Origin of the sequence: Burkholderia sp. BCC0506 (genome assembly GCF_902833145.1) — a bacterium.
In the GTDB taxonomy this organism is placed as follows: domain Bacteria; phylum Pseudomonadota; class Gammaproteobacteria; order Burkholderiales; family Burkholderiaceae; genus Burkholderia.
This window is the reverse complement of the sequence record NZ_CADFEN010000002.1, coordinates 725,329-745,468: the sequence shown is the minus strand read 5'-3', so window position 1 is coordinate 745,468 and position 20,140 is coordinate 725,329. Positions and strand designations below refer to the sequence as shown.

Sequence of the window (20,140 nt, the reverse complement as noted above, 5' to 3'; positions counted from 1 at the left end):
GCTTCCATAGTACACGCCGCCCAAACGCGCAGGTATCGATCCGACCCTGTCGCCCGTGGCAGGTCAACCCGGCACGTCAAACGGCGTATTGCGCGATGCCGTTGCCGAACGACCAGTTCTCCTTCAGCACCTCGACGAGACTGATGAATACGTCCTCCCGCCGCACGCCGGGCTGCTGCGCGAGGTTCTCGGCGATCGTGCGGTACAGCGCCCGCTTCTGCTCGAGCGTGCGCGTGTTGTTCGCGGTGATCTGGATCATCACGAGATCGTCGCTGCGTTCGATATCGTAGTAATGGCGACCGAACACGAAATTCTCGGCCGCATGCTCGGTCACGACCATGAAGATGTCGTCCTCGGGAACGTTGAAGGTCTGCATCAGCGCGCGGTGCACGCCGTCGACGAGAGCCTTGCGGTAGGCGGCCGGTTTGCCTTCGCGTACGGCGATACGGGTGAATGGCATGGTGCTGCTCCTGTCGGTGAGTGACGTTGAAGAACGAAAACACGGCGTCAGGTTAAGCGCGCCGATCTATAATGAACAGTGATTGATAGATATTTCATCCATTTTCATTTGAAATGAAAGTACTCGACCTCGATGCGGTTCGCGCATTCGTGCTGGTCGCCGACCTCGCCAGCTTCACGCGCGCCGCCGATGCGCTCGGCACCACCCAATCGGCCGTCAGCCTGAAGCTGAAGCGGCTGGAGGCCCATCTCGGCAAGCCGCTGCTGGCGCGCACGCCGCGCGTCGTCAAGCTGGCCGCCGACGGCGAGAATTTCCTGCCGGCCGCCCGCGCGCTGCTCGACGCGCACGAGCATGCGCTCGGCGCGATCTCGACCGGCACGGTCCGGCTGTCGCTCGGCGTCAGCGAGCACGTCGCGGTACCCGACCTGCCGGCCGTGCTCACGAGCCTGCATCGGCAGGATCCGGGGCTGTCGCTGGAAATGCATCTCGGGGCGTCGACGAACCTGCTCCCGCAATACGACGAACGGCGGTTCGACGCGGTAATCGTCCGCCACGAGCCGGGCGAGGATCCGCCGCGCGACGACGGCACGCTGCTGTTCACCGAGCCGCTGACCTGGCTCGCCGCGCCGGACTGGGCGCCGCGCGCGGGCGAGCCGCTGCCGCTCGCGGTGCTGGCCGGCCCCTGCGGCGTGCGGGCCGCCGCGCTGCGCGCGCTCGACCGTGCCGGGCTGCCGTGGCGCGAGCGCTTCACGGGCGGCGGGGTCGCGGCGGTCACGGCGGCCGCCGCGGCAGGGCTTGCCGTCTGCCCGCTCGCGCGGCGCGTCGCCCCGCGCACGCTGGTCGACGTCGGCGCGAAATTCGGGCTGCCCGCGCTGCCGCCGTCGCAGGTCGTGCTGTATTCGCGCGTACGCGACGCCCGGGCCGCCGCCGCGCTGCACAGGTTTGCCGACAGCCTTGCAATCCCGGCGTAAACTAGCGGGTTCCGCCGCCCGCAATCTCCAGACGAATTCCGATGAAGCCCGAAGCCCGCAAGCACCTCCGCGCCAACCTGCTGATGCTCGGCGCCGCCGCGATCTGGGGCTCCGCTTTCGTCGCGCAACGCCTGAGCCTCGACGTGATCGGGCCGTTCCTGTTCACCGGGCTGCGCTTCCTGCTCGGCGCGCTCGTGCTGGTGCCGCTGCTGACGGTGAATCCGGCGTCGCGCGCGCAGCTCGCGGCCATCCGGCGCGCGCCGGCCCTGCTGCTGCCGGGCCTCGTGCTCGGCGGGCTGCTCGCCGTGTCGATCTCGCTGCAGCAGTTCGGCCTGCAATACACGCGGATCGCCAACGCCGGCTTCATCAGCTCGCTGTACGTCGTGATCGTGCCGCTGATGGGCGTGTTCGCGCGTCACCGGATCGGCGCGGGCACGTGGTTCGGCGCGCTGCTGGCCGCGATCGGCCTGTATTTCCTCAGCATCGACGAGCACTTCTCGGTGCTCTACGGCGACTGGTTCCAGCTCGCGGGCGCCGTCATCATCGCTGCGCACGTGATGGCGGTCGGCCATCTCGCGAAACGCCACGATCCGCTCGTGCTCGCGTTCCTGCAGTTTCTCGTGTGCGGCGTGGCGTGCCTCGCGGTCGGCCTGGCGGTCGAACCGGTCAGCGTCGCGATGCTGCGCGGCGCGCTGCCGACGCTGCTGTACGGCGGGCTGCTGTCGGTCGGGGTCGGCTATACGCTGCAGGTCGTCGCGCAACGCGACGCGGCCCCCGCGCATGCGGCCGTGATCTTCAGCATGGAAGGCGTGTTCGCGGCGATCGCCGGCTGGGCCGCGCTCGGCGAAACGCTGACGCTGCGCGCGCTCGTCGGCTGCGCGCTGATGCTCGCCGGCCTGCTCGCGTGCCAGTTGCTGCCGAACGGCGACGCACGCAAAAAGGACGAGGACGCGCTGCCGGCGTGACGCCCGCCGTCCCTACGCCGTCCCTATAATGGCGATTCGCGTGACTTCCACGCCAACCGCTTCCGACAGGCCTGCTCCGTGACGTCCACTTCCGTCGATCCCGCCGCCGACCTGCTGCGCGAACGCGCAGCGCACTACGCCGCCCAGGCGGCGCTGTTCCTGCGCGACCAGGCACTCTCCACCGCGTCGCACGACCTGCGCAGCCCGCTGAATGCGATGCACAGCTGGGCCTACGTGCTCGAGCGGCAGCTCGCCAACGCCGACCCGAACCTGCAGCGCGCGCTCGCGGGCATCCGCGCGGGCATCGATCAGCAGGTCGCGCTGATCGATGGCGTGCTCGACGCGCCGCGCGCGGAAACGCGCACGCTCGTGCTCGCGCCGCCGCGGCCGTTCGCGCTGCGCGCGCTGCTCGACGACACGATCGCGCTCGTGCGCTTCGCGCTCGCCGACGCGCGCCAGGTCGCGCTCGACACGACGCTGCCGGACGGCGAGCCGTCGCTCACCGCCGATCGCGAACGTGTCGCGCAGGCGCTCTGGATCCTGCTGACGACGGCCGTCGAAGCCAGCGCCGCGGGCAGCCGCGTCGCGTTCGCATGCACGCGCGACGGCGGGCAGTTCACGGCGCGCGCCACCTGTACCGTGAACGCCGACGCGCTCGTCGATCCCGCGCAGCCGCACGCGTTCGAATCGTTCGCCCGACGCGAGATGCTGCGCGAGCGCGACGCGAAACGCAGCGCGTGGACGCTCGCGCTGTGCCAGCGCGTCGCACTCGCGCACGGCGGCACGTTCGTGCACGACCTGTTCATCGACGGCGCGGCCGCCACCATCACGTTCTCGATCCCCTGCGAGGCGCCGGTGTAAGCGATCGGCCGTCCGACACATTACAAATTCCTTTCCGGCCCTATACTGATGGGCCTGTCATAACCGGAGCGATTCTTTGTTACAGATCTTCGCGCTCATCGGCGCGTTGTTCCTGGTGGCCCTGAACGGGTTCTTCGTGGCGGCCGAATTCGGCCTCGTCAAACTCCGCGCAACGCGCGTCAAGACCCTCGCCCGCAAGCACGGCCTGCGCGGGCGCATCCTCGCGATCGTGCACGGCCGGCTGGACGCGTATCTTTCCGCGTGCCAGCTCGGCATCACGCTCGCGTCGCTCGGCCTCGGCTGGGTCGGCGAACCGGCGTTCGCGCAACTGATCGGCCCGCTGCTCGACCTGATCGGCGTCGAGTCCGAGCGTGTCGTGCACCTGATCTCGCTCGTGTTCGCGTTCTCGCTGATCTCGTTCCTGCACATCGTCGTCGGCGAACTGGCGCCGAAATCGATGGCGATCCGCCAGTCGGAGAAGGTCGGCCTGTGGGTCGCGCTGCCGCTGTATGCGTTCTACTGGGCGATGTATCCGGCGATCTGGGTGCTCAACACCAGCGCGAACGCGGTGCTGCGGCTCGCGGGGCTGTCGGCCGACCACGGCGGCGATGCGCACTATTCGACCGACGAGCTGAAGCTGATCCTGCGCAGCCGCCGCAGCGCGGCCGGCAATGCGGCCCAGCCGGCGCGCGGCACGTACAGCAACGACGAGTGGAACACGCTCGCGCATTCGCTCGATTTTTCGTCGATGACCGTGTCGGACCTGATGCGGCCGGCCCATGAAATGATCGGCCTGCGCCGCGACCTGCCGCTACCCGACAACATGGAGATCGTTGCGCGGCACCGCTTCAGCCGCTATCCGCTGTTCGAGGATGCGTCGCGCGAACAGGTGAGCGGGCTGATCCACCTGAAGGACCTGCTGCTCGCGCGTCACGCGGGCGCCGCGCTCGACGATCTCTCCGACTACGTGCGCCCGGTGCAGTACGTGAAGCCCGACACGCCGGCGCTGGAGCTGTTCCGCCGCTTCCGCAAGGGCGCGCCGCACTTCGCGCTGGTCGGCAACAAGGGCGAGAAGCCGATCGGCTTCCTGACGCTCGACAACCTGCTCGGCGCGCTGGTCGGCCAGATCCACGACGAGTTCCGCCAGGGAGACGCCGACTGGAGCCGCCTCGACGACGGCACGCTGATGGGCAAGGGCAGCCTGCCCGTCGTGTCGCTCGAGCAGGCGCTCGGCATCGACATCGACGAAGGCCGCGCGGAATCGGTCGGCGGCCTCGTGATCCAGGCGTTGAGCGACCTGCCGACCGAAGGGCAGCGCGTGTCGTTCGATCGCTTCGACGTCGTCGTGAAGAAGATGAACGGGCCGCGCATCGTGCTCGTGCGCGTCTATCCGAAGATCGCGAAAGAGGCCGACGAATGACGGCCGTTCGCCGCGTCGCGCGATGAGCGCGCCGCTGCCGCGCTGCTGCGTGATCACGCCGGAACCGGCGTCCGCGTCGGCGGCCGATCGGGTGGCGTTCCTCGACCGGCTGTCGGCCGTGCTCGCGCGCGGCGAAACGCTCGTGCAACTGCGCGTGAAATCGCTCGACGCGACCGCGTTCGCGGCACTGGCCGCCGCGGCGCTCGCGCGCTGCGACGCGGCCGGCGCACACCTGATGCTGAACGGCCCGATCGATGCAGCCGGCGTGATGCGGCTCGACGGCGCCGGCTGGCATCTCGACGGCGCCGCGTTGCGCGCCGCCGCGCGGCGGCCGCTGCCGGCCGGCCGATGGGTATCCGCCGCGTGCCACTCGCAGGACGACCTGCTGCTGGCCGCGCGCGCCGGCGCGGATTTCGTCACGCTGTCGCCGGTGCTGCCGACGCTCAGCCACCCCGGTGCGCCGACGCTCGGCTGGGCGCGATTCGACGCGCTGGCCGCGCAGGCCGCGATGCCGGTGTTCGCGCTCGGCGGCATGACGCGTGCGCACCTCGACGACGCGCGCCGTCACGGCGCGCATGGCGTCGCGGGCATTCGCGGGTTCTGGTAATTCGGTGCCTGCCGACAGCGCGGCCGCGCACGATCGCGCCCGGCGCCGGCGCTTCACGCGCGCATCGGCTCATGCGTTCAGGTTCGCATCCCGCGCCACGCACCGTCGTCGACGCGACGCGCGTCGTGCGTCAGCGCGTAGCGGTTGACGTCGCCCGTCAGCCACGCGACGAGCGAATACGGCGGCAGCTCCCCTTCATCGACCCGGTCGCGTGCACGCGCCGGCGTCTCGAACACCACCCGCCCGACCGGTGCGTCGAACCGCACCGTCTCGGGCGACAGGTTCAACGCGATCGTCAGCGTCTCGTCGTCGGCGAGCCGCCATGATGCGCACAGCGCGTCGGCATCGCCGTCGCCGTCCGCCTTCAGCGCGCGCGCGTCCTGCGGCCGGCAATCGGACAGCCTTGGCGCGATCAGCTTCGCGCGCACGGCGAGCGCCGATTGCACGAAATGCGCACGATCGAGGTCGCGCGCGGTTTCATCGAAGATCAGCGGGATCTGCGGCGTGAGCAGCGACAGCGCGAGCGCGGCCAGGCCGGCCGCCTGCCCGTGATCGCCGGGGCCGCCGTCGCGCCATGCGCCATCGGACAGCACGAGCGACGTCAGCGACAGTCCGCCGTCGGCGGTCATCCCGTCCACCGACGCGGCCGGCTGGTAGGCCGCGCCGGCCGCGGTCAGCGCGCGGGCGAGCGTATGGATCGACTGGTGCGTGGAAATGCCTTCATGCGCCGACGTGTCGCGCCCCGTGAGCCGGTGCAGCGCGCGTTCGCCGCAACCGTTCCACTGCGCATCGAAATGGGTATCGGCGAGATGCGCCGGATGCCGCTCGCTGCCGAGCACGAGGTGAATCAGCCGGTCGGCCGGCACGGCGGCGCGCACGCGATCCGCGATCTCCCGCAACCACGACACGCCGATCCGGTCGGCTTCGCGCAGGCGCAGCCCGTCGCAACGGTATTCGTCGATCCAGTACAGCGCGTTGTCGCAGAAGAAATCGCAGACTTCCGGATGATCGAGCGCGAGCGGCGCCGCCTGCAGCGGATCGTCGCGCGTATGGAAGAACGGCCCCGCGTAGTGGCGCAGCGCATCGGTGCCGCTGCCGAAGCGCGCGTAGTCGAGTTCCAGCAGCACCGCGAGACCGTAGCCGTGCGCATCGTCGATCAGCGCCTTCAGCGCGTCGGGGCCGCCTTCGGCCGCGAGCGGTGCGAACGGCAGGCTGTCGTGCGGCGACGCGAGCAGCTCCAGCGCGGTCACGCCGAGGCGCGCGAGCTGCGGCAGGCGGCGGCGCACGGCGTCGAAACCGCCTACCGCGTGCGGGCGGATCGCGTAGAGCGCGATGTCCTCCCACGCGCGCCCGCGCCAGAACGTATTGCGCCACGTGAATGCGCGCGGATCGACGACTTCGCTCGGGCCGTCGAGCCCTTCGGGTTGCGAGCGCGACGCGGGATCGGGAATCGACACGGTATCGTCGAGACGATAGCGGTAACGCGCACCCGCGCCGCAGTCGACGAAGACTTCGAACCAGTTCGGGCCGGCGCTCGTCATCGGGACAAGCATCGGGCCGTAGCCGGTATCGAGTTCGAGCTGGACGTACGTGGTGCCGGGCGCCCATACGCGGAAATGCGTGCGCGGCGTCGTGCAGAGCGCGCCGCAAGGCTGCGCGCCAAACGGCAAACAATGGATGTAGTGCTGCGCGTACGGATCGTGCGGACAATCGGACATCATGCGCTCCTCGTGCGTACCGAGCGGCATGGCCGCGCCAATGGCGCAGCGCATCGGGCCCGGCATGCGACGGCCAGGCTAGGGGAGAGAAACGAGTATGCGCCGGATTCGCCATCGCGATGCACCGTGGTCAGACATTTTTAAATGCGAATCGACCCCGGCAGCCCGCCCCGCAAACCGGCGGCCGGCACGCGTCGACGAGCCGGGTAGTCGGCATACCGGAATGACCGCTCGCCTTGTTGCGCCGGCCGCCCGCCCCTACGCTCTGCGTCACGTTCGCGGGCACGTCGCCCGCCCCCTACCCGAGGACTCCGCCATGTCGCTTCCCGCCAGCGCCGCGAAATTCGACCCGTCACGCGCGCATGAATACGCCGAGCAATCGCGCATCGCGCTCGCCGGCTACGATGCCTGTCACGAACTCGCCGCTTGCGTGCTCGCCTCGGCGATCGGTGCGACCGATGCCCGGATTCTCGTCGCGGGCGCGGGCGGCACGGGCCAGGAAATCTCCGTCGCGGCCGCGCTCGAACCGGGCTGGCAATTCACGGCCGTCGACCCGTCCGCGCCGATGCTCGCGCTCGCGCGCTCGAACGTCGAAGCCGCGGGTTTCGGCGCGCGTACCGCCTTCGTCGAGGATGGCGTCGACGCGTTGCCCGATGCACCCGCGTTCGACGGCGCGACGCTGATCGGCGTGCTGCATCATGTGCCGGGCGACGACGCGAAGGCCGCGCTGCTGCACGCGATCGCGCGGCGCCTGAAGCCCGGCGCGCCGCTCGTGCTCGCCGGCAACCATCGCCGCTACGCGGACCACCCTCGTCTGCTCGACGCATGGCAGCAGCGCTGGCGCATGAAGGGCGCCACGCCCGAGGCCGTGCGCGCGCAACTCGCGAAAATCCTGCAGGGCGCCGATCCGCCCGCATCCGAGGAAGCCGTGTTCGCGCTGCTGCGCGACGCGGGCTTCGATGCGCCGCTGCGCTTTTTCGCGAGCCTGTTCTGGGGCGCGTGGATCGCGGTGCGGCGCGCATGACGGCTCGATGCGGCCCGCGGCCAGCCGCGCCACGCGATTCGCGAATGCGTCGCACGCGCTCGGTATGATGTCGTTCCCGCCCCCTCCCGGCCTCGACATGCTTACCGTCCATCACCTGAACAACTCGCGTTCGCAACGTGTGCTCTGGCTGCTCGAAGAACTGGATGTACCGTACGCGATCGTGCGCTACGAGCGCGATCCGAAAACGATGCTCGCGCCGGCCGAATTGCGCGCGATCCATCCGCTCGGCAAGTCGCCCGTCGTGACCGACGACGGCCGCACGTTCGCGGAATCGGGCGCGATCATCGAATACCTGGTCGAACGCTACGGCAACGGACGCCTCGCGCCGCCGCCCGGCTCGCCCGAGCGGCACGACTACACGTACTGGCTTCACTACGCGGAAGGGTCGGCGATGCCGCCGCTGCTGCTCAAGCTCGTCGCGCTGCGGATCGCGCATGCGCCGATGCCGTTCTTCGCGCGACCGATCGCGCGCAAGATCGCCGCGACGCTGCAGTCGGGTTTCGTCGATCCGCAGATCGCGCTGCATCTCGGCCATGTCGACGGCGCGCTGGCGCGCACCGGCTGGTTCGCTGGCGACGGCTTCAGCGCGGCCGACATCCAGATGAGCTTTCCGCTCGAAGCCGCGGCCGCGCGCGGCGGCGGCGGCGCATATCCGGCGATCGCGCGCTTTCTCGACACGATCCATGCACGGCCCGCGTACCGGCGCGCACTGGAGCGCGGCGGCCGGTACGACCTGCTCAAGTAACCGGCGTCAGCTCAGCAACCCGGCCGCGACGTTGATCGACAAGCCGAGCACGGCCATGTTGAAGTAGAACGACAGGATCGACTGCGCGAGCACCGAGCGTCGCGCGGAGCGGTTCGCGAGCGACACGTCGGCCGTCTGCGACGCGACCGCGAGCGTGAACGCGAAATACAGGAAATCCCAGTAGTCGGGCTCGGGGTGCTGGTCCGGGAAACGGAGCGCCCGATCGCTGCTCGGCGAGCCGTAATAGAGCCGCGCATAGTGCAGCGTGAAGATCGTCGGGATCAGGAACCACGCGCCGAACAGCGTCGCGCCCGTGATCGCGTAGTGGCTGAGCCCCGCGCTGAAGCCGACGCTCTTGGCGGTCGCGAGTTCGATCGCGATCGCCGCCACGCTCGCGACGGTCGCGAGGCACACGACGGTCAGCACGGTGGTCGCGTTTTCGTCCTCGCGGATCGCGATTTCGCGCACCTTGTGATGATGCGCGGTGACCATGCGCACCCACATCAGCACGAGGTACAGCCAGACCGCGCAATCCCAGCCGATCAACGCCCGTACGGTCGGACGCAGCGGAAACGGCAGCAGCACCGCGCACAACAGGCCGGCGATGAACGCCGCGACCATGCGCGGCCGGTTGCGTAATACCTGCGGATAAAGCGTCATCGTAGGGTTCCGAAAGCGGATGGAAAGGGTTCGGCCGATGCGCCGCGCCGGCGCGTACCGTGCCCCGATTATCGCCATTCCATCGTGACGTGGCGATGGGCGCGAGCGCCTAAGATAAGGGGATGACTGCCACTGCCCTGCTCTGCCGCCATCCCGCGAACACGGCCGGCCGCGACTTCGTCGTCGGCGACCTGCACGGCTGCGTGGACGTGCTGCGCGCACTGCTGCACGACGTCCGCTTCGATCCGGCGCGCGACCGGCTGTTCTCGGTCGGCGATCTCGTCGACCGCGGCCCGGCCTCCGAAGCCGCGCTCGACCTGCTCGACCGGCCGTGGTGCCACGTCGTGCGCGGCAATCACGAGGAAGTGCTGAGCCTCGTCGCACGCGGCAAGCTGCCGCCCGACGCGTGGCGCGGCATCGGCGGCGACTGGGGCGCCGACCTGCCGCCGGAACGGCTGCACGCGCATGCGGCGCGCGTCGACGCGTTGCCGCTCGTGCGCGTGGTCGGCGACGGCCCGGCGCGCTTCAACGTGCTGCATGCGGAATTCTTCGGCTCGGATGCGGATCTCGATACCGGCAGCTATCCGCACGAGGTGCGCGAGCGGCTGATCTGGGGGCGCGATCTCGTCCAGGGGCTCGCCGATCCGGCACGGCAGGCCGGACTGTCGCTGACCTGCACCGGGCACACGCCGGTGCGGGCGCCGCAGCGAATCGGCGCGCAATGGTTCATCGACACGGGTGCGTTCGCGCCGGCCGGGCGCCTCACGCTCGCCGAACCGCGCACCGGCCGCACGTGGTCGATGACACAGGCCGAAGCGCGCGAGCGCCACGCAGGCGACTGGCCGCTGCCCTGACGCGCCGGCCAGGCGAACGCTAGCCGACCTGATTCAGTTCGAACACCGCATCGACGGCCGAGCCGTTCCAGTTGTATTCGAGATAGGCCGCGTGCTGGCAGTCGCGCAGCAGCGTCGTGCGAAACGCGGCAAGACACTCGCCGCGCGGGTCGCGCACCGACGGATAGACGATCCCCGCGCCGCCGGCATTGCGCACCGCGCGGCCGAATGCCTGCCCCGCGCCGTAGTCGACCGGATCCAGCAACGCGGGATCGCGCTGCGGCCACGTGCGTACGTCGGCCACTTCGCCGTGCGCGAACACGGTATAGAGCCGCATCTGCTGGCGCATCGGCGGCTCCTTCGTCGCGGCGAGGAACAGCCCGCTGTGATAACGCGTTTCGGCGATCGCCGTGTCGCGCGAGCGGGTGCAGTAGAACACGCCGTAGCTGCCGTCGGAAAAACGGCTGCCCAGCGGGTTCAGGTGCGTGAACGCGGCCATGATCGGCCCCCAGCCCTGCCCGTAGCGGCGCTCGGCGGGCGGCACGAGGTCGAGCGTGCCGACTTCGTTGCGGATGCGGTCGTTGGTCAGCGATTCGAGTGCGTAGAGCGCGTCGAAATCGTCCGCCGACGCGACGCGGTCGAACAGGTTGATGGCCGGGAAACGGGTGGGAATCACGCGATAGGCCGGTGCCCAGTCGAGAGTCGTCGTGGGCCACCGGGCGACGTCGATCGGTCTCGTCACGCCCAGCCGCCCCGCATCGCGTCGAGATATTGCCGGACGGCCACCAGATCGCCGACGTTGCCGGCCAGCATCCGGTCGAGCGCGCGCTTGCCGCCGAACGGCGCCGCATCGTTGGGCCGCTTGACCCACGCATCGGCCGCGGCGGGCTGCGGCAGCAGGATCTGCAACCCCTTGTAGATGCCGAGCAGGAGCGATAGCCGCTCGAGCGTGTCGCGCGGCAGGCGCGCCGATTCCGGTGCGGCCTTCCACTTGAAGAACGTCGAGCGGCCGGGCGACCCGAGCAGCACGATCTGCTCGTCGATCGTCAGCTCCCAGTCGCGCGCGATGTTGAAAAACGCGCGTAGCCCGGCGGCCGACATCTGCGCGACCGAGGCGTGCGGCACGGCGGAATGCGATTCATAGGCGGGCTGTGACATGATCGTTAGTCTCGAAACGAATTTACTAACAAGATTAGTCCATTATCGTATTTTTGCAAGGGTCGCATCCAGCACTCGCGCGCGGACATCCGACAAATCGATATTTTTTGTCCATTCTGGACTCTGATTTTATTTTCTGCGTTAATGGCCGGGCGGACACCGCGTCACGGCGCGGGTCGTGTCCGTGGAGACCGTGTCGCACGGAAACCGGATGCACCACGCCAAGGAACGCACCATGAAAAGACTGATTGCCGCCGTTTCGTTCGCCCTGCTCGCGGTATCCGCAGGCTCCGCCGTCGCGAAGGACTGGACCACGATCCGCTTCGGCACCGACGCCAGCTACGCGCCGTTCGAGTCGAAGGCGCCCGACGGCAAGCTCATCGGCTTCGACATCGACCTCGGCAACGAGATCTGCGCGCGCCTGAAGGCGAAATGCGTGTGGCTCGAGAACGATTTCGACGGCATGATTCCGGCGCTGAAGGCGAAGAAGTTCGACGCGGTGCTGTCGTCGATGTCGATCACGCCGCAGCGCGCGCAGCAGATCGGCTTCACGACGAAGATCTACAACCAGCCGACGCGGCTCGTCGTGAAGAAGGGCTCGTCGCTGCTGCCGACGGCCGACTCGCTGAAGGGCAAATCGATCGGCGTCGAGCAGGGGACGACGCAGGAGACGTATGCGAAGGCGTACTGGGGCAAGCAAGGCGCGAACGTCGTGTCGTACCAGAACCAGGACGGCGTGTATGCCGACCTGATCGCCGGCCGCCTCGACGCGGCGCTCCAGGACGAAGTGCAGGCCGCGATCGGGTTCCTGAAATCGCCGCGCGGCGCGAACTACACGTTCGTCGGGCCCGAACTCGTCGACGAAAAGGTGCTCGGTATCGGCGCCGGCATCGGCTTGCGCCGGGAGGACACCGACCTGAAGGCGAAGATCGATCGCGCGATCGCCGACATGGTCAAGGACGGCACCTACAAGCGGCTCGCGTCGAAGTACTTCGACTTCGACATCTACGGCAGTTGAGAACGGCGTCGCGCGCGTACGGAGGACTGCTTTCCGTCGCGCGCGTCCGACCGCCCCTCCCCTTGCAACCGGATGGCAACGGCATCGCGCGGTTCGCCGTTGCGTCGAATGCTTTTCGCATGTTGCGTCGTCCGCGGCAAGCGGCACGACGCAACGACATCGTTCGGATCGCCAATCAATCGCCCGCGGCAACGACGGGCGATACGAACGGATCTCGTGCCGCTCGAATCAATAGGCGAAGACCGGGCGTCGCGGCACCGGCGCCCGTGTGCACATGCCCATGCGGATCGGGTTCGCGTGCAGGAAAGTGCCGACCCGGCGCGGATGACCGGCAACCAGCCGGATCCGCCTCGCACCGGGCGCGGAGAGATGGCCTGTCGACGCATGCCGGTCGGCCGCAAGCGCGACGTTCGAGCGGCGATGTCCCGAATCACTGCGATCGCGGCCTGCGGACCGCGGCGTGTGACGATCGATCATTTTTCTACCCCGTTTGCTGTCTGATGTTTGTTCCGGCAACCGGACGATGCCGATGCCCCGGCGATCAGGCGACGACGTTCCGTGCTCGCCGCGACGCGGCTGCTGCCCCGCGCGCGGCCGCCGCATCCCCGCGGACTGCATTCCGGCCGGTACCGAAGACGGGTGCTGCCCGACCGGACGGACCTCGTGTCGTCGACGCTCGCACGCCTGTCTCCGCAAGGACCGGGCCAGCGCTGCGCGAGCCCGGCCGAACAAGGCTGTGGTCGAGCCGGCTGGCGGCCGGAACGGGCGCGGCATGCCGGAAGTTACGAAACTGAAACATCGGGGTCGCAGCACGCGCGAGCCCTGCAACGGCAGGGCCTTGCGGAATAAGGCTGAACAATGGCGCGCGGAATTTTTACCGGCGGCGCACCGGCCCATCGGCCCGCTTCGGCGCGAAAATTCGCGCGGCGGCCGACGCGAAATGTTTCATGCGCTTTACATGGCGACGCCGGCCACGCACGCCGCTCAGCCGACCCGCTGATGCCCCGCGTCACCCGACGGTGCGCCGTCGTGCCCGCCGCTGTCGCCATTCCCGCCATTCCCGCCGCTGCCGCCGTTGTTGTCGTGATCGTTCAGCCCGTGCTCGATCATCATCCGGTAGAGCGTCACGCGTGAAATGCCGAGTTCGGCGGCGGCCTTGTTGATCCGGTGATCGTTGCGCAGCAACGCGTTCTCGATCGCGGTGCGCTCGGCCAGCGCCCGCGCCTGCTCGAGCGTGACGGGTTCGGTTTCGCCGGGCGTGTCGAGCCCGAGATCGTGCGGCGTCAACAGCCGGCTCTCGGCCATCACGATCGCGCGCCGCACGCGGTTGATCAGCTCGCGCACATTGCCGGGCCACTCGTAGCGCCGCATCGCGTCGAGCGCGGCCGACGTGAAGCCGCTGATCTTGCGGCCGCTATCGGCCTTGAATTTCTGCAGCACGTAGTGCGCGAGGATGTCGATGTCCTTGCCGCGTGCGCGCAGCGGCGGCTCGTGGATGCGCAGCACGCACAGCCGGTGATAGAGATCGGCGCGGAAGCGCCCGGCCTCGACCGCGCCGTCGAGATCCACGTGCGTGGCCGAGATGATCCGCACGTCGACCGCGATCGACTCCTGCCCGCCGAGCCGCTCGATCTTCCCTTCCTGCAGGAAGCGCAACAGGCTCGCCTGGCTTTCGACCGGCATGTCGCCGATCTCGTCGAGAAACAGCGTGCCGCCGTTCGCCGATTCGATCCGGCCCGCGCGCCGCTGGTTCGCGCCGGTGAACGCACCGCGCTCATAGCCGAACAGCTCCGACTGCAGCAGGTGATGCGGAATCGCGCCGCAATTGATCGCGACGAACGGCCCCTTGCCTCGGCTGGAGCGCTCGTGAATCGCGAGCGCCGTCAGCTCCTTGCCGGTGCCCGACTCGCCCGAGATGAACACGCTCGCGTCGGTCTTCGCGACCTTGCGGATCGTGCTGAACAGTTGCTGCATCGCCTCGCAGTTGCCGATCATCCCGTGTTCGCCGATCGACGCCGCGTAGGCCGCGCCGTCGACGCGATCGAGCGCGGCCATCCCGCGCGCATGGCCGAGCACGTGCGAAATCCATTCGTACGGCAGCGGCAGCGTCACGTAATCGAAGCAGTAACTGCGAATCAGTTCGCGCACGGCGGGGCCGATCGTGATGCCGGCCTGCGCGATGGAAATCCAGCCGATCGCCGGCTGGCTCAGGCACATCTTCAACGCGGGATAGTCGCGCGCCGTGAACCCGGTGAAATCGATCAGCCCGGCGGCCACGCTCACGCCGGACGTCATGTTCTGCGCGGCGCCGGCCGTCTTCGCGACCGCGATCTCCCAGCCGAGCCCGCGCAGTTGCGCCAACAACGGCTCGTCCGGCGTACGCATGATCACGAACAGCTTGCGGCCGGCCTCGGGAGCGGTGACGGACACGTCCGTCATCTCGGGCGCCGCCTGCCCGTTTGCGTCGGGTGACCTTGCAACCATCGTTGTTCCCCGCTTGGCGTTGGTATCGCGCGCCGGCTCGCCGCCGCGTACGACGGACACGATCGAACCGACATATTGGCCGTATTTCCGTCCGAATAAAATCCCCCTGCGCATGAATCGCGCCGGAGTCGACGTTGTCATGAACGGTATATCGATGCGGCCGGCCTGCGGCTAGATGGGTGTTATCCCCGTGGCGAACGCCGCGCGCGACCGGAACGGGCCGGCGCGGTGCGCGTAAAACCGCGCCGGTGCTGGCGCACGACGACCGTGAGCGACGCGCGGCGCACGCACGATCGGCACGCCGGCGCATGCGCGCGCAACCGGTCGGCCGGGCCCGCGGGCGCCCGGGCAGCCGGTTCCGGTTGATTTTCGTCAATCGTCGGAAGAAGCCGATTGATGCACGCGCGCAACATGTGCGGCGCCCGCCGCGCGGCGGATGGCCGGGTCAGCGACCCGACGCGAGCGGCGCCGGCACGTTCGCGCGGCCGCGGCCGGCCGGTGTGCCGCCGTGTTCGCCGTAGGTGGCGGCCAGCGCGTCGACCCGCGCGAGATGGTGGCGATTGTCGTGGTCCCACGGGTGGAAGCCCGGCCGGAAAAAGCTCAGCCATTCGCCGGCGATCCGCGGGAACAACCCGCGGCGCGGCCCGTACAGGAACGCGATCGTACGCAGCATGCCGCGCACGTGATGGCCGGCGCCGCGATCGCGCCACAGCAGCGTCGCGTGCATCAGGAACACGGTCGGCCAGAACGTCAGCGTCGTCAGCAGATAGACGCCGATGCGGATCAGGTAGCGGCGCAACCCCGGCTTCATCGCGGCATTCCACACGTCGAACGACACGGCCTTGTGCTCGGTTTCCTCCAGCGCGTGCCAGATCCACATCTGCCGGTAGCCGTCGACCGAGCCGTCGAGGCGCGTCGGGTCGCGCAGCAGCCAGTCGGCGAGCATCGCCGTGTAGTGTTCGGCCGCCACCGTGTGCGCGAGCTGCACCGAATGGGGCAGCGTGCGCTTCATGTAGCCGAGCACCGCCCACACGCGGCGGTCGAGCTTGCGCGCGGGCAGGCGGTTCGCCTGCATCAGTTCGTTGTATTCGATGTGCTCGCGCGTATGCATGGCCTCCTGGCCGATGAAGCCGAGCACCTGCTGCTTCAGCACGGGATCGTCGATCCGGTCGCGGTAGTTGCGCACCGAATCCATGAAGAAGCGCTCGCCGGCCGGAAACAGCAGCGACAGCGCGTTGAAGAAATGGGTCACGTGCGGCCCGAGGCCATGCCAGTCCTTCGCGCGTTCGACCGGCAGGTCGAAGCGCAGGTCGCGGCGCACCGGCATGATCCCGGCTGCGGTGGCGCAAGCGGCTGACTTCATGTTCATCGTTCTCCTGTTGCGGCGCGGCCCGGCGCATCGTCCGACGCGGCCGGCGCGCGCCCGGGCGGCGTATCGCGCGCCGCCCAAATCCTGACATCGACAGATGTAACGATAGGCCGTGCGCGCCGGCGCACGCAAGCCGCGCGGTAGATGCGCGCTTCCAAACGGGGCACGGTCGGAAAGGCGGAAAAAACGGCGCTCGAACGATGCGCGAACGGGTCGCGATTCGAACGCTCCGGTTCCCGCGCCGATGAGTTGCGGGACACGATGCAGCGCCCCGGCGGCGGCTCGCGCGCCCCGTGCGGCGGGTATTTCGCGGCATCCGGCGGGGGTCGTGCGGCAGGCGGCGGCGTGTGCCGATGACATCGATTCATACGCGCGGGGCGCTGCCGTGGTGCAACCTTGGCCCAACGGCTCGCGACCAATTCAAACGCGCGTTCCAATCGTGTTTTCCGCAATCCCGTATGCGGCGCCCCGCCGTGCTTCGCGACACGCGTGCGACGGCGTGAAATCCACGCGCGCCCGCCCGCTGCCCGCTCGCCTACAATAGCGGTTTTACGTCACGCTCTTTCAGGAGAAATCATGTCCGTCATCACGACCGAATCGGGCCTCAAGTACGAAGACCTGACCGAAGGCACCGGCGCGCAAGCGCAAGCCGGCAAGACCGTCAGCGTCCACTACACGGGCTGGCTGACCGACGGTCAGAAATTCGATTCGAGCAAGGATCGCAACGACCCGTTCGCATTCGTGCTCGGCGGCGGCATGGTCATCAAGGGCTGGGACGAAGGCGTGCAGGGCATGAAGGTCGGCGGCGTGCGCCGCCTCACGATCCCGCCGCAACTCGGCTACGGCCCGCGCGGCGCAGGCGGCGTGATTCCGCCGAATGCGACGCTCGTGTTCGAAGTCGAACTGCTCGACGTCTGACCCGCATCCGGCCGTTTCCTTCCCGATGGAACGCGTCGCCTCCCCCGCCATCGCGCTGCGCCGCTACGACACGTGCGAAGCGTCGGACGTGCACGACTTCCATCAGGTCGTGCTCGGCCTCGATGGCGCGATGGTGATGGCGGTGGACGGCATCGGCCGGCGCATCGACCGGCACGCGGCCTGGCTGGTTCCGGCCGGCGCGCGCCACGACTACGCGGGCCTCGGCGACAATCGCCAGCTCGTGATCGACCTGCCCGCCGCGTCGCTCGCGGTACCGCGGCGGCTGTTCGACCATGCACGCGCCGTGGCGATCGACCCGGCGCTCACCGCGCTCGTCGCGCAGGTCGCGGCGGCCGCCGCGCAACACGACGCGCCGGCCGGCGACGCACGGCGGGCCGCCGCGCATCGCTTCCAGTGGCAGGCCGCCGCGCGCCTGTGCGACGCGCTGCTCGACGATGCGGGCATCGCCGCGCCCGCGGCGGGCCTCGATTTCGCGCGCATCGACCGCTGGCTGCGCGCCCGGCTCGCCGAACCGCTGCGCATCGCCGATCTCGCCGCGCACTGCGGCTACGGGATGCGCCGGTTTCATCAACTGTTCGTCGACGCGTTCGGCGAAACGCCCCATCGCTACCTGCAGCGGCTGCGGCTCGACGCAGCGGTCGTGCTGCTCGCCGACGGCCGGCATGCGCTCGTCGACATCGCGGGCAGCGTCGGCTTCGCGGATCAAAGCACGTTCACGCATGCGTTCACGAAGCGCTTCGGCGTGGCGCCGGGGCGCTGGCGCGGCGAACGGCACTGAACGCATCGGCGTCGCTGGATACGCATCGGCGCACGTAGCAAGCGGCATGCGTCGGCATCCGTATCGACGCTTCACGTTCCACTGAAACATCGCATGCCGGTCACCGCCTACGATGGACGCATGGATACGACCACACCATCCCCGGCTTTCCCGCCCGCGCTCGCGCGCGTCGTCGCGACCGTCAGCACCGGTTTCGTCGTCACGCAGCTCGACGTGACGATCGTCAACATCGCGCTCGCGCATCTCGCGGCCGACCTGCACCTGCCGGTCGCCGGCCTGCAATGGGTCGTCGATGCGTACACGCTCGCGTTCGCGGTGCTGATGCTGTCGGGCGGCGCGCTCGGCGACCGCTTCGGCGCCCGCCGCCTGTATATCGCGGGGCTGCTGCTGTTCGCGCTCGCGTCGCTCGCGTGCGGCGCGGCCGTCGCGCCGGCGATGCTGATCGCGGCCCGCGCGCTGCAAGGCGTCGGCGCCGCGGCGATGCTGCCCAACTCGCTCGCGCTGCTCAACGACGCGTGCCGGCACGACCCGCGCCTGCGCGCCCGCGCGGTCGGCGGGTGGACGGCGGCCGGGTCGATCTCGATCGCGGCCGGGCCGGTCGTCGGCGGGCTGCTGATCGCCGCGTGGGGCTGGCGCGGCATCTTCCTCGTGAACCTGCCGCTGTGTGCGGCCGGGCTCGCCGCGACGTTCGCATGGGTGCCGGCGCGCCGTGAGCAGGCCGCACCGGCCCGCTCGCCCCGTTCGCTCGATCTGCGCGGCCAGTTCATCGCGATCGCGATGCTGACCGCGCTGACCGGCGCCGTGATCGAATGGCGGCCGCTCGGCCTCGCGCATCCGGTCGTGGCCGGCGGCTTCGTGCTGGCGGCGCTGGCCGCGCTCGCGTTCGTCGCGGCCGAATCGCGCACGGCCACGCCGATGCTGCCGCTGTCGCTGTTCCGCCATCGCACGTTCAGCGCAGCCGTGCTGTTCGGGATCTGCGTGAACCTCACGTACTACGGCACGGTGTTCGTGCTCGCGCTGTACCTGCAACGCGCACGCGGCGAATCGGCGCTGCAGGCCGGGCTCGCGTTCCTGCCGCTCACCGGCGGCTTCCTGCTGTCGAATCTCGCGAGCGGACGGGCCGTCGCCCGCCACGGCCCGCGCGTGCCGATGGTGGCCGGCGCGCTCGTCGCCGCGCTCGGCTACGGGTCGCTGCATTTCGTCGACGCCTCGACGCCGCTCGGCGTGCTGCTGGTGCCGTTCCTGCTGATTCCGTTGGGCATGGGGTTCGCGGTGCCCGCGATGACGACGGCCGTGCTCGCATCGGTCGCGCACGAACGGGCCGGCATCGCGTCGGCGGTGCTGAACACCGCGCGGCAAGCCGGCGGCGCAATCGGCGTCGCGGCGTTCGGTGCGCTCGCCGGCGGCGGCGGTGCGTCGCAGGTCGTCAGCGGGCTGCGGATCGAAACCGTCGTGTCGGTTGCGCTGCTGATCGCGGCCGCGCTGCTCGCGACCCGCGTGCGGGCCGACGCGCATCGCGGCGCGTCGCGGTCGCGTCAGGGCGTGCCGGCGCACGATTGAGCGCGCCGCACGCCGCGATGCGCGTCGCGCCAGGCCGGCCGACGAACGGGCTGCCGCGCATCGCGCTCACCGACGCGTCGTGCCTGCTTCGTCATCGATCTTTTTCACGATCGTCTCGGCCGCCTTCAAAGGCCGGCCGTCGTCGTGCCGCAGCGCGAGCTTGCGGACCGCGCGCCCGGTGCTGCGATCGACCAGCACCGAATGCCGCTCGCCGCGCGCGAACAGGTTCGCCTCGCCCCACTGCCGCAGCATCACGATGACCGGAAACAGCCCCTCGCCCTTTTTCGTCAGCACGTACTCCTGATACGCGGTGCCGTCGGACGCCGGCACGACGTCGAACACGCCTGCGTCCACCAGCCTCTTCAGCCGGTCGGACAGGATGTTGCTCGCGACGCCGAGGCTCGCGCGGAAATCGCCGAAGCGGCGCACGCCGTCGAACGCATCGCGCACGATCAGCAACGCCCAGCGATCGCCGACGATATCGGTCGCGCGCGCCACCGGGCACGGTGAATCCGCAAGACTTTTCTGCCTGGCCATGTTCCTCTCCGC

General features: G+C 69.5%; 21 protein-coding genes. 12 read left to right on the top strand and 9 right to left on the bottom strand.

What is annotated here, in order from left to right; all coding sequences use genetic code 11:
• Positions 1-76: 76 nt before the first annotated feature.
• Positions 77-460, bottom strand: a complete 384-nt coding sequence (locus tag HWX62_RS07315; protein WP_175932370.1) for a tautomerase family protein — start codon at positions 458-460, stop codon at positions 77-79.
• A gap of 113 nt (positions 461-573) precedes the next feature.
• On the opposite strand from HWX62_RS07315, the gene HWX62_RS07310 reads away from it, so the two are divergent.
• From HWX62_RS07310 to HWX62_RS07290, 5 genes are all read left to right on the top strand, one after another.
• Positions 574-1,431, top strand: coding sequence for a LysR family transcriptional regulator (locus HWX62_RS07310; RefSeq protein ID WP_175932369.1), 858 nt, complete (start codon positions 574-576; stop codon positions 1,429-1,431).
• A gap of 41 nt (positions 1,432-1,472) precedes the next feature.
• Positions 1,473-2,396 carry a DMT family transporter gene (locus tag HWX62_RS07305; RefSeq protein WP_175932368.1) on the top strand — a complete coding sequence of 308 codons (924 nt, stop codon included), beginning with the start codon at positions 1,473-1,475 and terminating at the stop codon, positions 2,394-2,396.
• Between the two features lie 78 nt (positions 2,397-2,474).
• Entirely contained in the window at positions 2,475-3,257 is a 783-nt protein-coding gene (locus tag HWX62_RS07300; protein ID WP_175932367.1) for a HAMP domain-containing sensor histidine kinase, read from the top strand.
• 76 nt (positions 3,258-3,333) lie between these two features.
• On the top strand, positions 3,334-4,677 hold the full coding sequence (locus HWX62_RS07295) for a hemolysin family protein (protein ID WP_175932366.1): 1,344 nt from the start codon (positions 3,334-3,336) through the stop codon (positions 4,675-4,677).
• 22 nt (positions 4,678-4,699) lie between these two features.
• On the top strand, positions 4,700-5,284 hold the full coding sequence (locus HWX62_RS07290; RefSeq protein ID WP_175932365.1) for a thiamine phosphate synthase: 585 nt from the start codon (positions 4,700-4,702) through the stop codon (positions 5,282-5,284).
• 77 nt (positions 5,285-5,361) lie between these two features.
• Here HWX62_RS07290 and HWX62_RS07285 read toward each other — a convergent pair whose 3' ends face one another.
• Positions 5,362-7,002 carry a DUF3459 domain-containing protein gene (locus HWX62_RS07285; RefSeq protein WP_175932397.1) on the bottom strand — a complete coding sequence of 547 codons (1,641 nt, stop codon included), beginning with the start codon at positions 7,000-7,002 and terminating at the stop codon, positions 5,362-5,364.
• Between the two features lie 316 nt (positions 7,003-7,318).
• On the opposite strand from HWX62_RS07285, the gene HWX62_RS07280 reads away from it, so the two are divergent.
• Together HWX62_RS07280 and HWX62_RS07275 are read left to right on the top strand one after the other, a co-directional pair.
• Positions 7,319-8,026 (top strand): class I SAM-dependent methyltransferase, encoded by a 708-nt coding sequence (locus HWX62_RS07280; protein ID WP_175932364.1) that lies wholly within the window; start codon positions 7,319-7,321, stop codon positions 8,024-8,026.
• A gap of 97 nt (positions 8,027-8,123) precedes the next feature.
• The gene (locus HWX62_RS07275; RefSeq protein ID WP_175932396.1) at positions 8,124-8,792 is read left to right on the top strand and encodes a glutathione S-transferase; all 669 of its coding nucleotides are present in this window, start codon (positions 8,124-8,126) and stop codon (positions 8,790-8,792) included.
• A gap of 6 nt (positions 8,793-8,798) precedes the next feature.
• Here the strand turns inward: HWX62_RS07275 and HWX62_RS07270 are convergent, their stop codons facing one another.
• Positions 8,799-9,452, bottom strand: a complete 654-nt coding sequence (locus HWX62_RS07270) for a DUF1345 domain-containing protein (RefSeq protein WP_175932363.1) — start codon at positions 9,450-9,452, stop codon at positions 8,799-8,801.
• Positions 9,453-9,574: 122 nt separating this feature from the next.
• Here HWX62_RS07270 and HWX62_RS07265 point away from each other — a divergent pair, with 122 nt between their 5' ends.
• Positions 9,575-10,306: a metallophosphoesterase gene (locus HWX62_RS07265; RefSeq protein ID WP_175932362.1), complete on the top strand. Its 732-nt coding sequence runs from the start codon at positions 9,575-9,577 to the stop codon at positions 10,304-10,306.
• 19 nt (positions 10,307-10,325) lie between these two features.
• Here the strand turns inward: HWX62_RS07265 and HWX62_RS07260 are convergent, their stop codons facing one another.
• Both HWX62_RS07260 and HWX62_RS07255 read right to left on the bottom strand, forming a co-directional pair.
• Positions 10,326-11,027, bottom strand: coding sequence for an RES family NAD+ phosphorylase (locus HWX62_RS07260; protein WP_175932361.1), 702 nt, complete (start codon positions 11,025-11,027; stop codon positions 10,326-10,328).
• Entirely contained in the window at positions 11,024-11,443 is a 420-nt protein-coding gene (locus HWX62_RS07255; RefSeq protein ID WP_175786452.1) for an MbcA/ParS/Xre antitoxin family protein, read from the bottom strand. The genes HWX62_RS07260 and HWX62_RS07255 overlap by 4 nt, the downstream gene beginning before the upstream one ends.
• Before the next feature lie 235 nt (positions 11,444-11,678).
• Between HWX62_RS07255 and HWX62_RS07250 the strand changes: the two genes are divergently transcribed.
• Positions 11,679-12,461 (top strand): ABC transporter substrate-binding protein, encoded by a 783-nt coding sequence (locus tag HWX62_RS07250; RefSeq protein WP_175932360.1) that lies wholly within the window; start codon positions 11,679-11,681, stop codon positions 12,459-12,461.
• A gap of 228 nt (positions 12,462-12,689) precedes the next feature.
• On the opposite strand, the gene HWX62_RS07245 is transcribed toward HWX62_RS07250, so the two are convergent.
• From HWX62_RS07245 to HWX62_RS07235, 3 genes are all read right to left on the bottom strand, one after another.
• Positions 12,690-12,938 (bottom strand): hypothetical protein, encoded by a 249-nt coding sequence (locus HWX62_RS07245; RefSeq protein ID WP_175932359.1) that lies wholly within the window; start codon positions 12,936-12,938, stop codon positions 12,690-12,692.
• A 507-nt stretch (positions 12,939-13,445) separates the two neighbouring features.
• Positions 13,446-14,945 carry a sigma-54 dependent transcriptional regulator gene (locus tag HWX62_RS07240; RefSeq protein ID WP_175932358.1) on the bottom strand — a complete coding sequence of 500 codons (1,500 nt, stop codon included), beginning with the start codon at positions 14,943-14,945 and terminating at the stop codon, positions 13,446-13,448.
• Positions 14,946-15,390: 445 nt separating this feature from the next.
• A complete protein-coding gene (locus tag HWX62_RS07235; protein ID WP_175932357.1) occupies positions 15,391-16,308 on the bottom strand; it encodes a metal-dependent hydrolase in 918 nt (305 codons plus the stop codon).
• Positions 16,309-16,890: 582 nt separating this feature from the next.
• On the opposite strand from HWX62_RS07235, the gene HWX62_RS07230 reads away from it, so the two are divergent.
• From HWX62_RS07230 to HWX62_RS07220, 3 genes are all read left to right on the top strand, one after another.
• Positions 16,891-17,232, top strand: coding sequence for an FKBP-type peptidyl-prolyl cis-trans isomerase (locus HWX62_RS07230; RefSeq protein WP_059501234.1), 342 nt, complete (start codon positions 16,891-16,893; stop codon positions 17,230-17,232).
• A 25-nt stretch (positions 17,233-17,257) separates the two neighbouring features.
• Entirely contained in the window at positions 17,258-18,031 is a 774-nt protein-coding gene (locus HWX62_RS07225) for an AraC family transcriptional regulator (protein ID WP_175932356.1), read from the top strand.
• Between the two features lie 120 nt (positions 18,032-18,151).
• A complete protein-coding gene (locus HWX62_RS07220) occupies positions 18,152-19,591 on the top strand; it encodes an MFS transporter (protein ID WP_175932355.1) in 1,440 nt (479 codons plus the stop codon).
• 66 nt (positions 19,592-19,657) lie between these two features.
• On the opposite strand, the gene HWX62_RS07215 is transcribed toward HWX62_RS07220, so the two are convergent.
• Positions 19,658-20,128: a helix-turn-helix domain-containing protein gene (locus tag HWX62_RS07215; RefSeq protein ID WP_175932395.1), complete on the bottom strand. Its 471-nt coding sequence runs from the start codon at positions 20,126-20,128 to the stop codon at positions 19,658-19,660.
• Between the last annotated feature and the right edge of the window lie 12 nt (positions 20,129-20,140).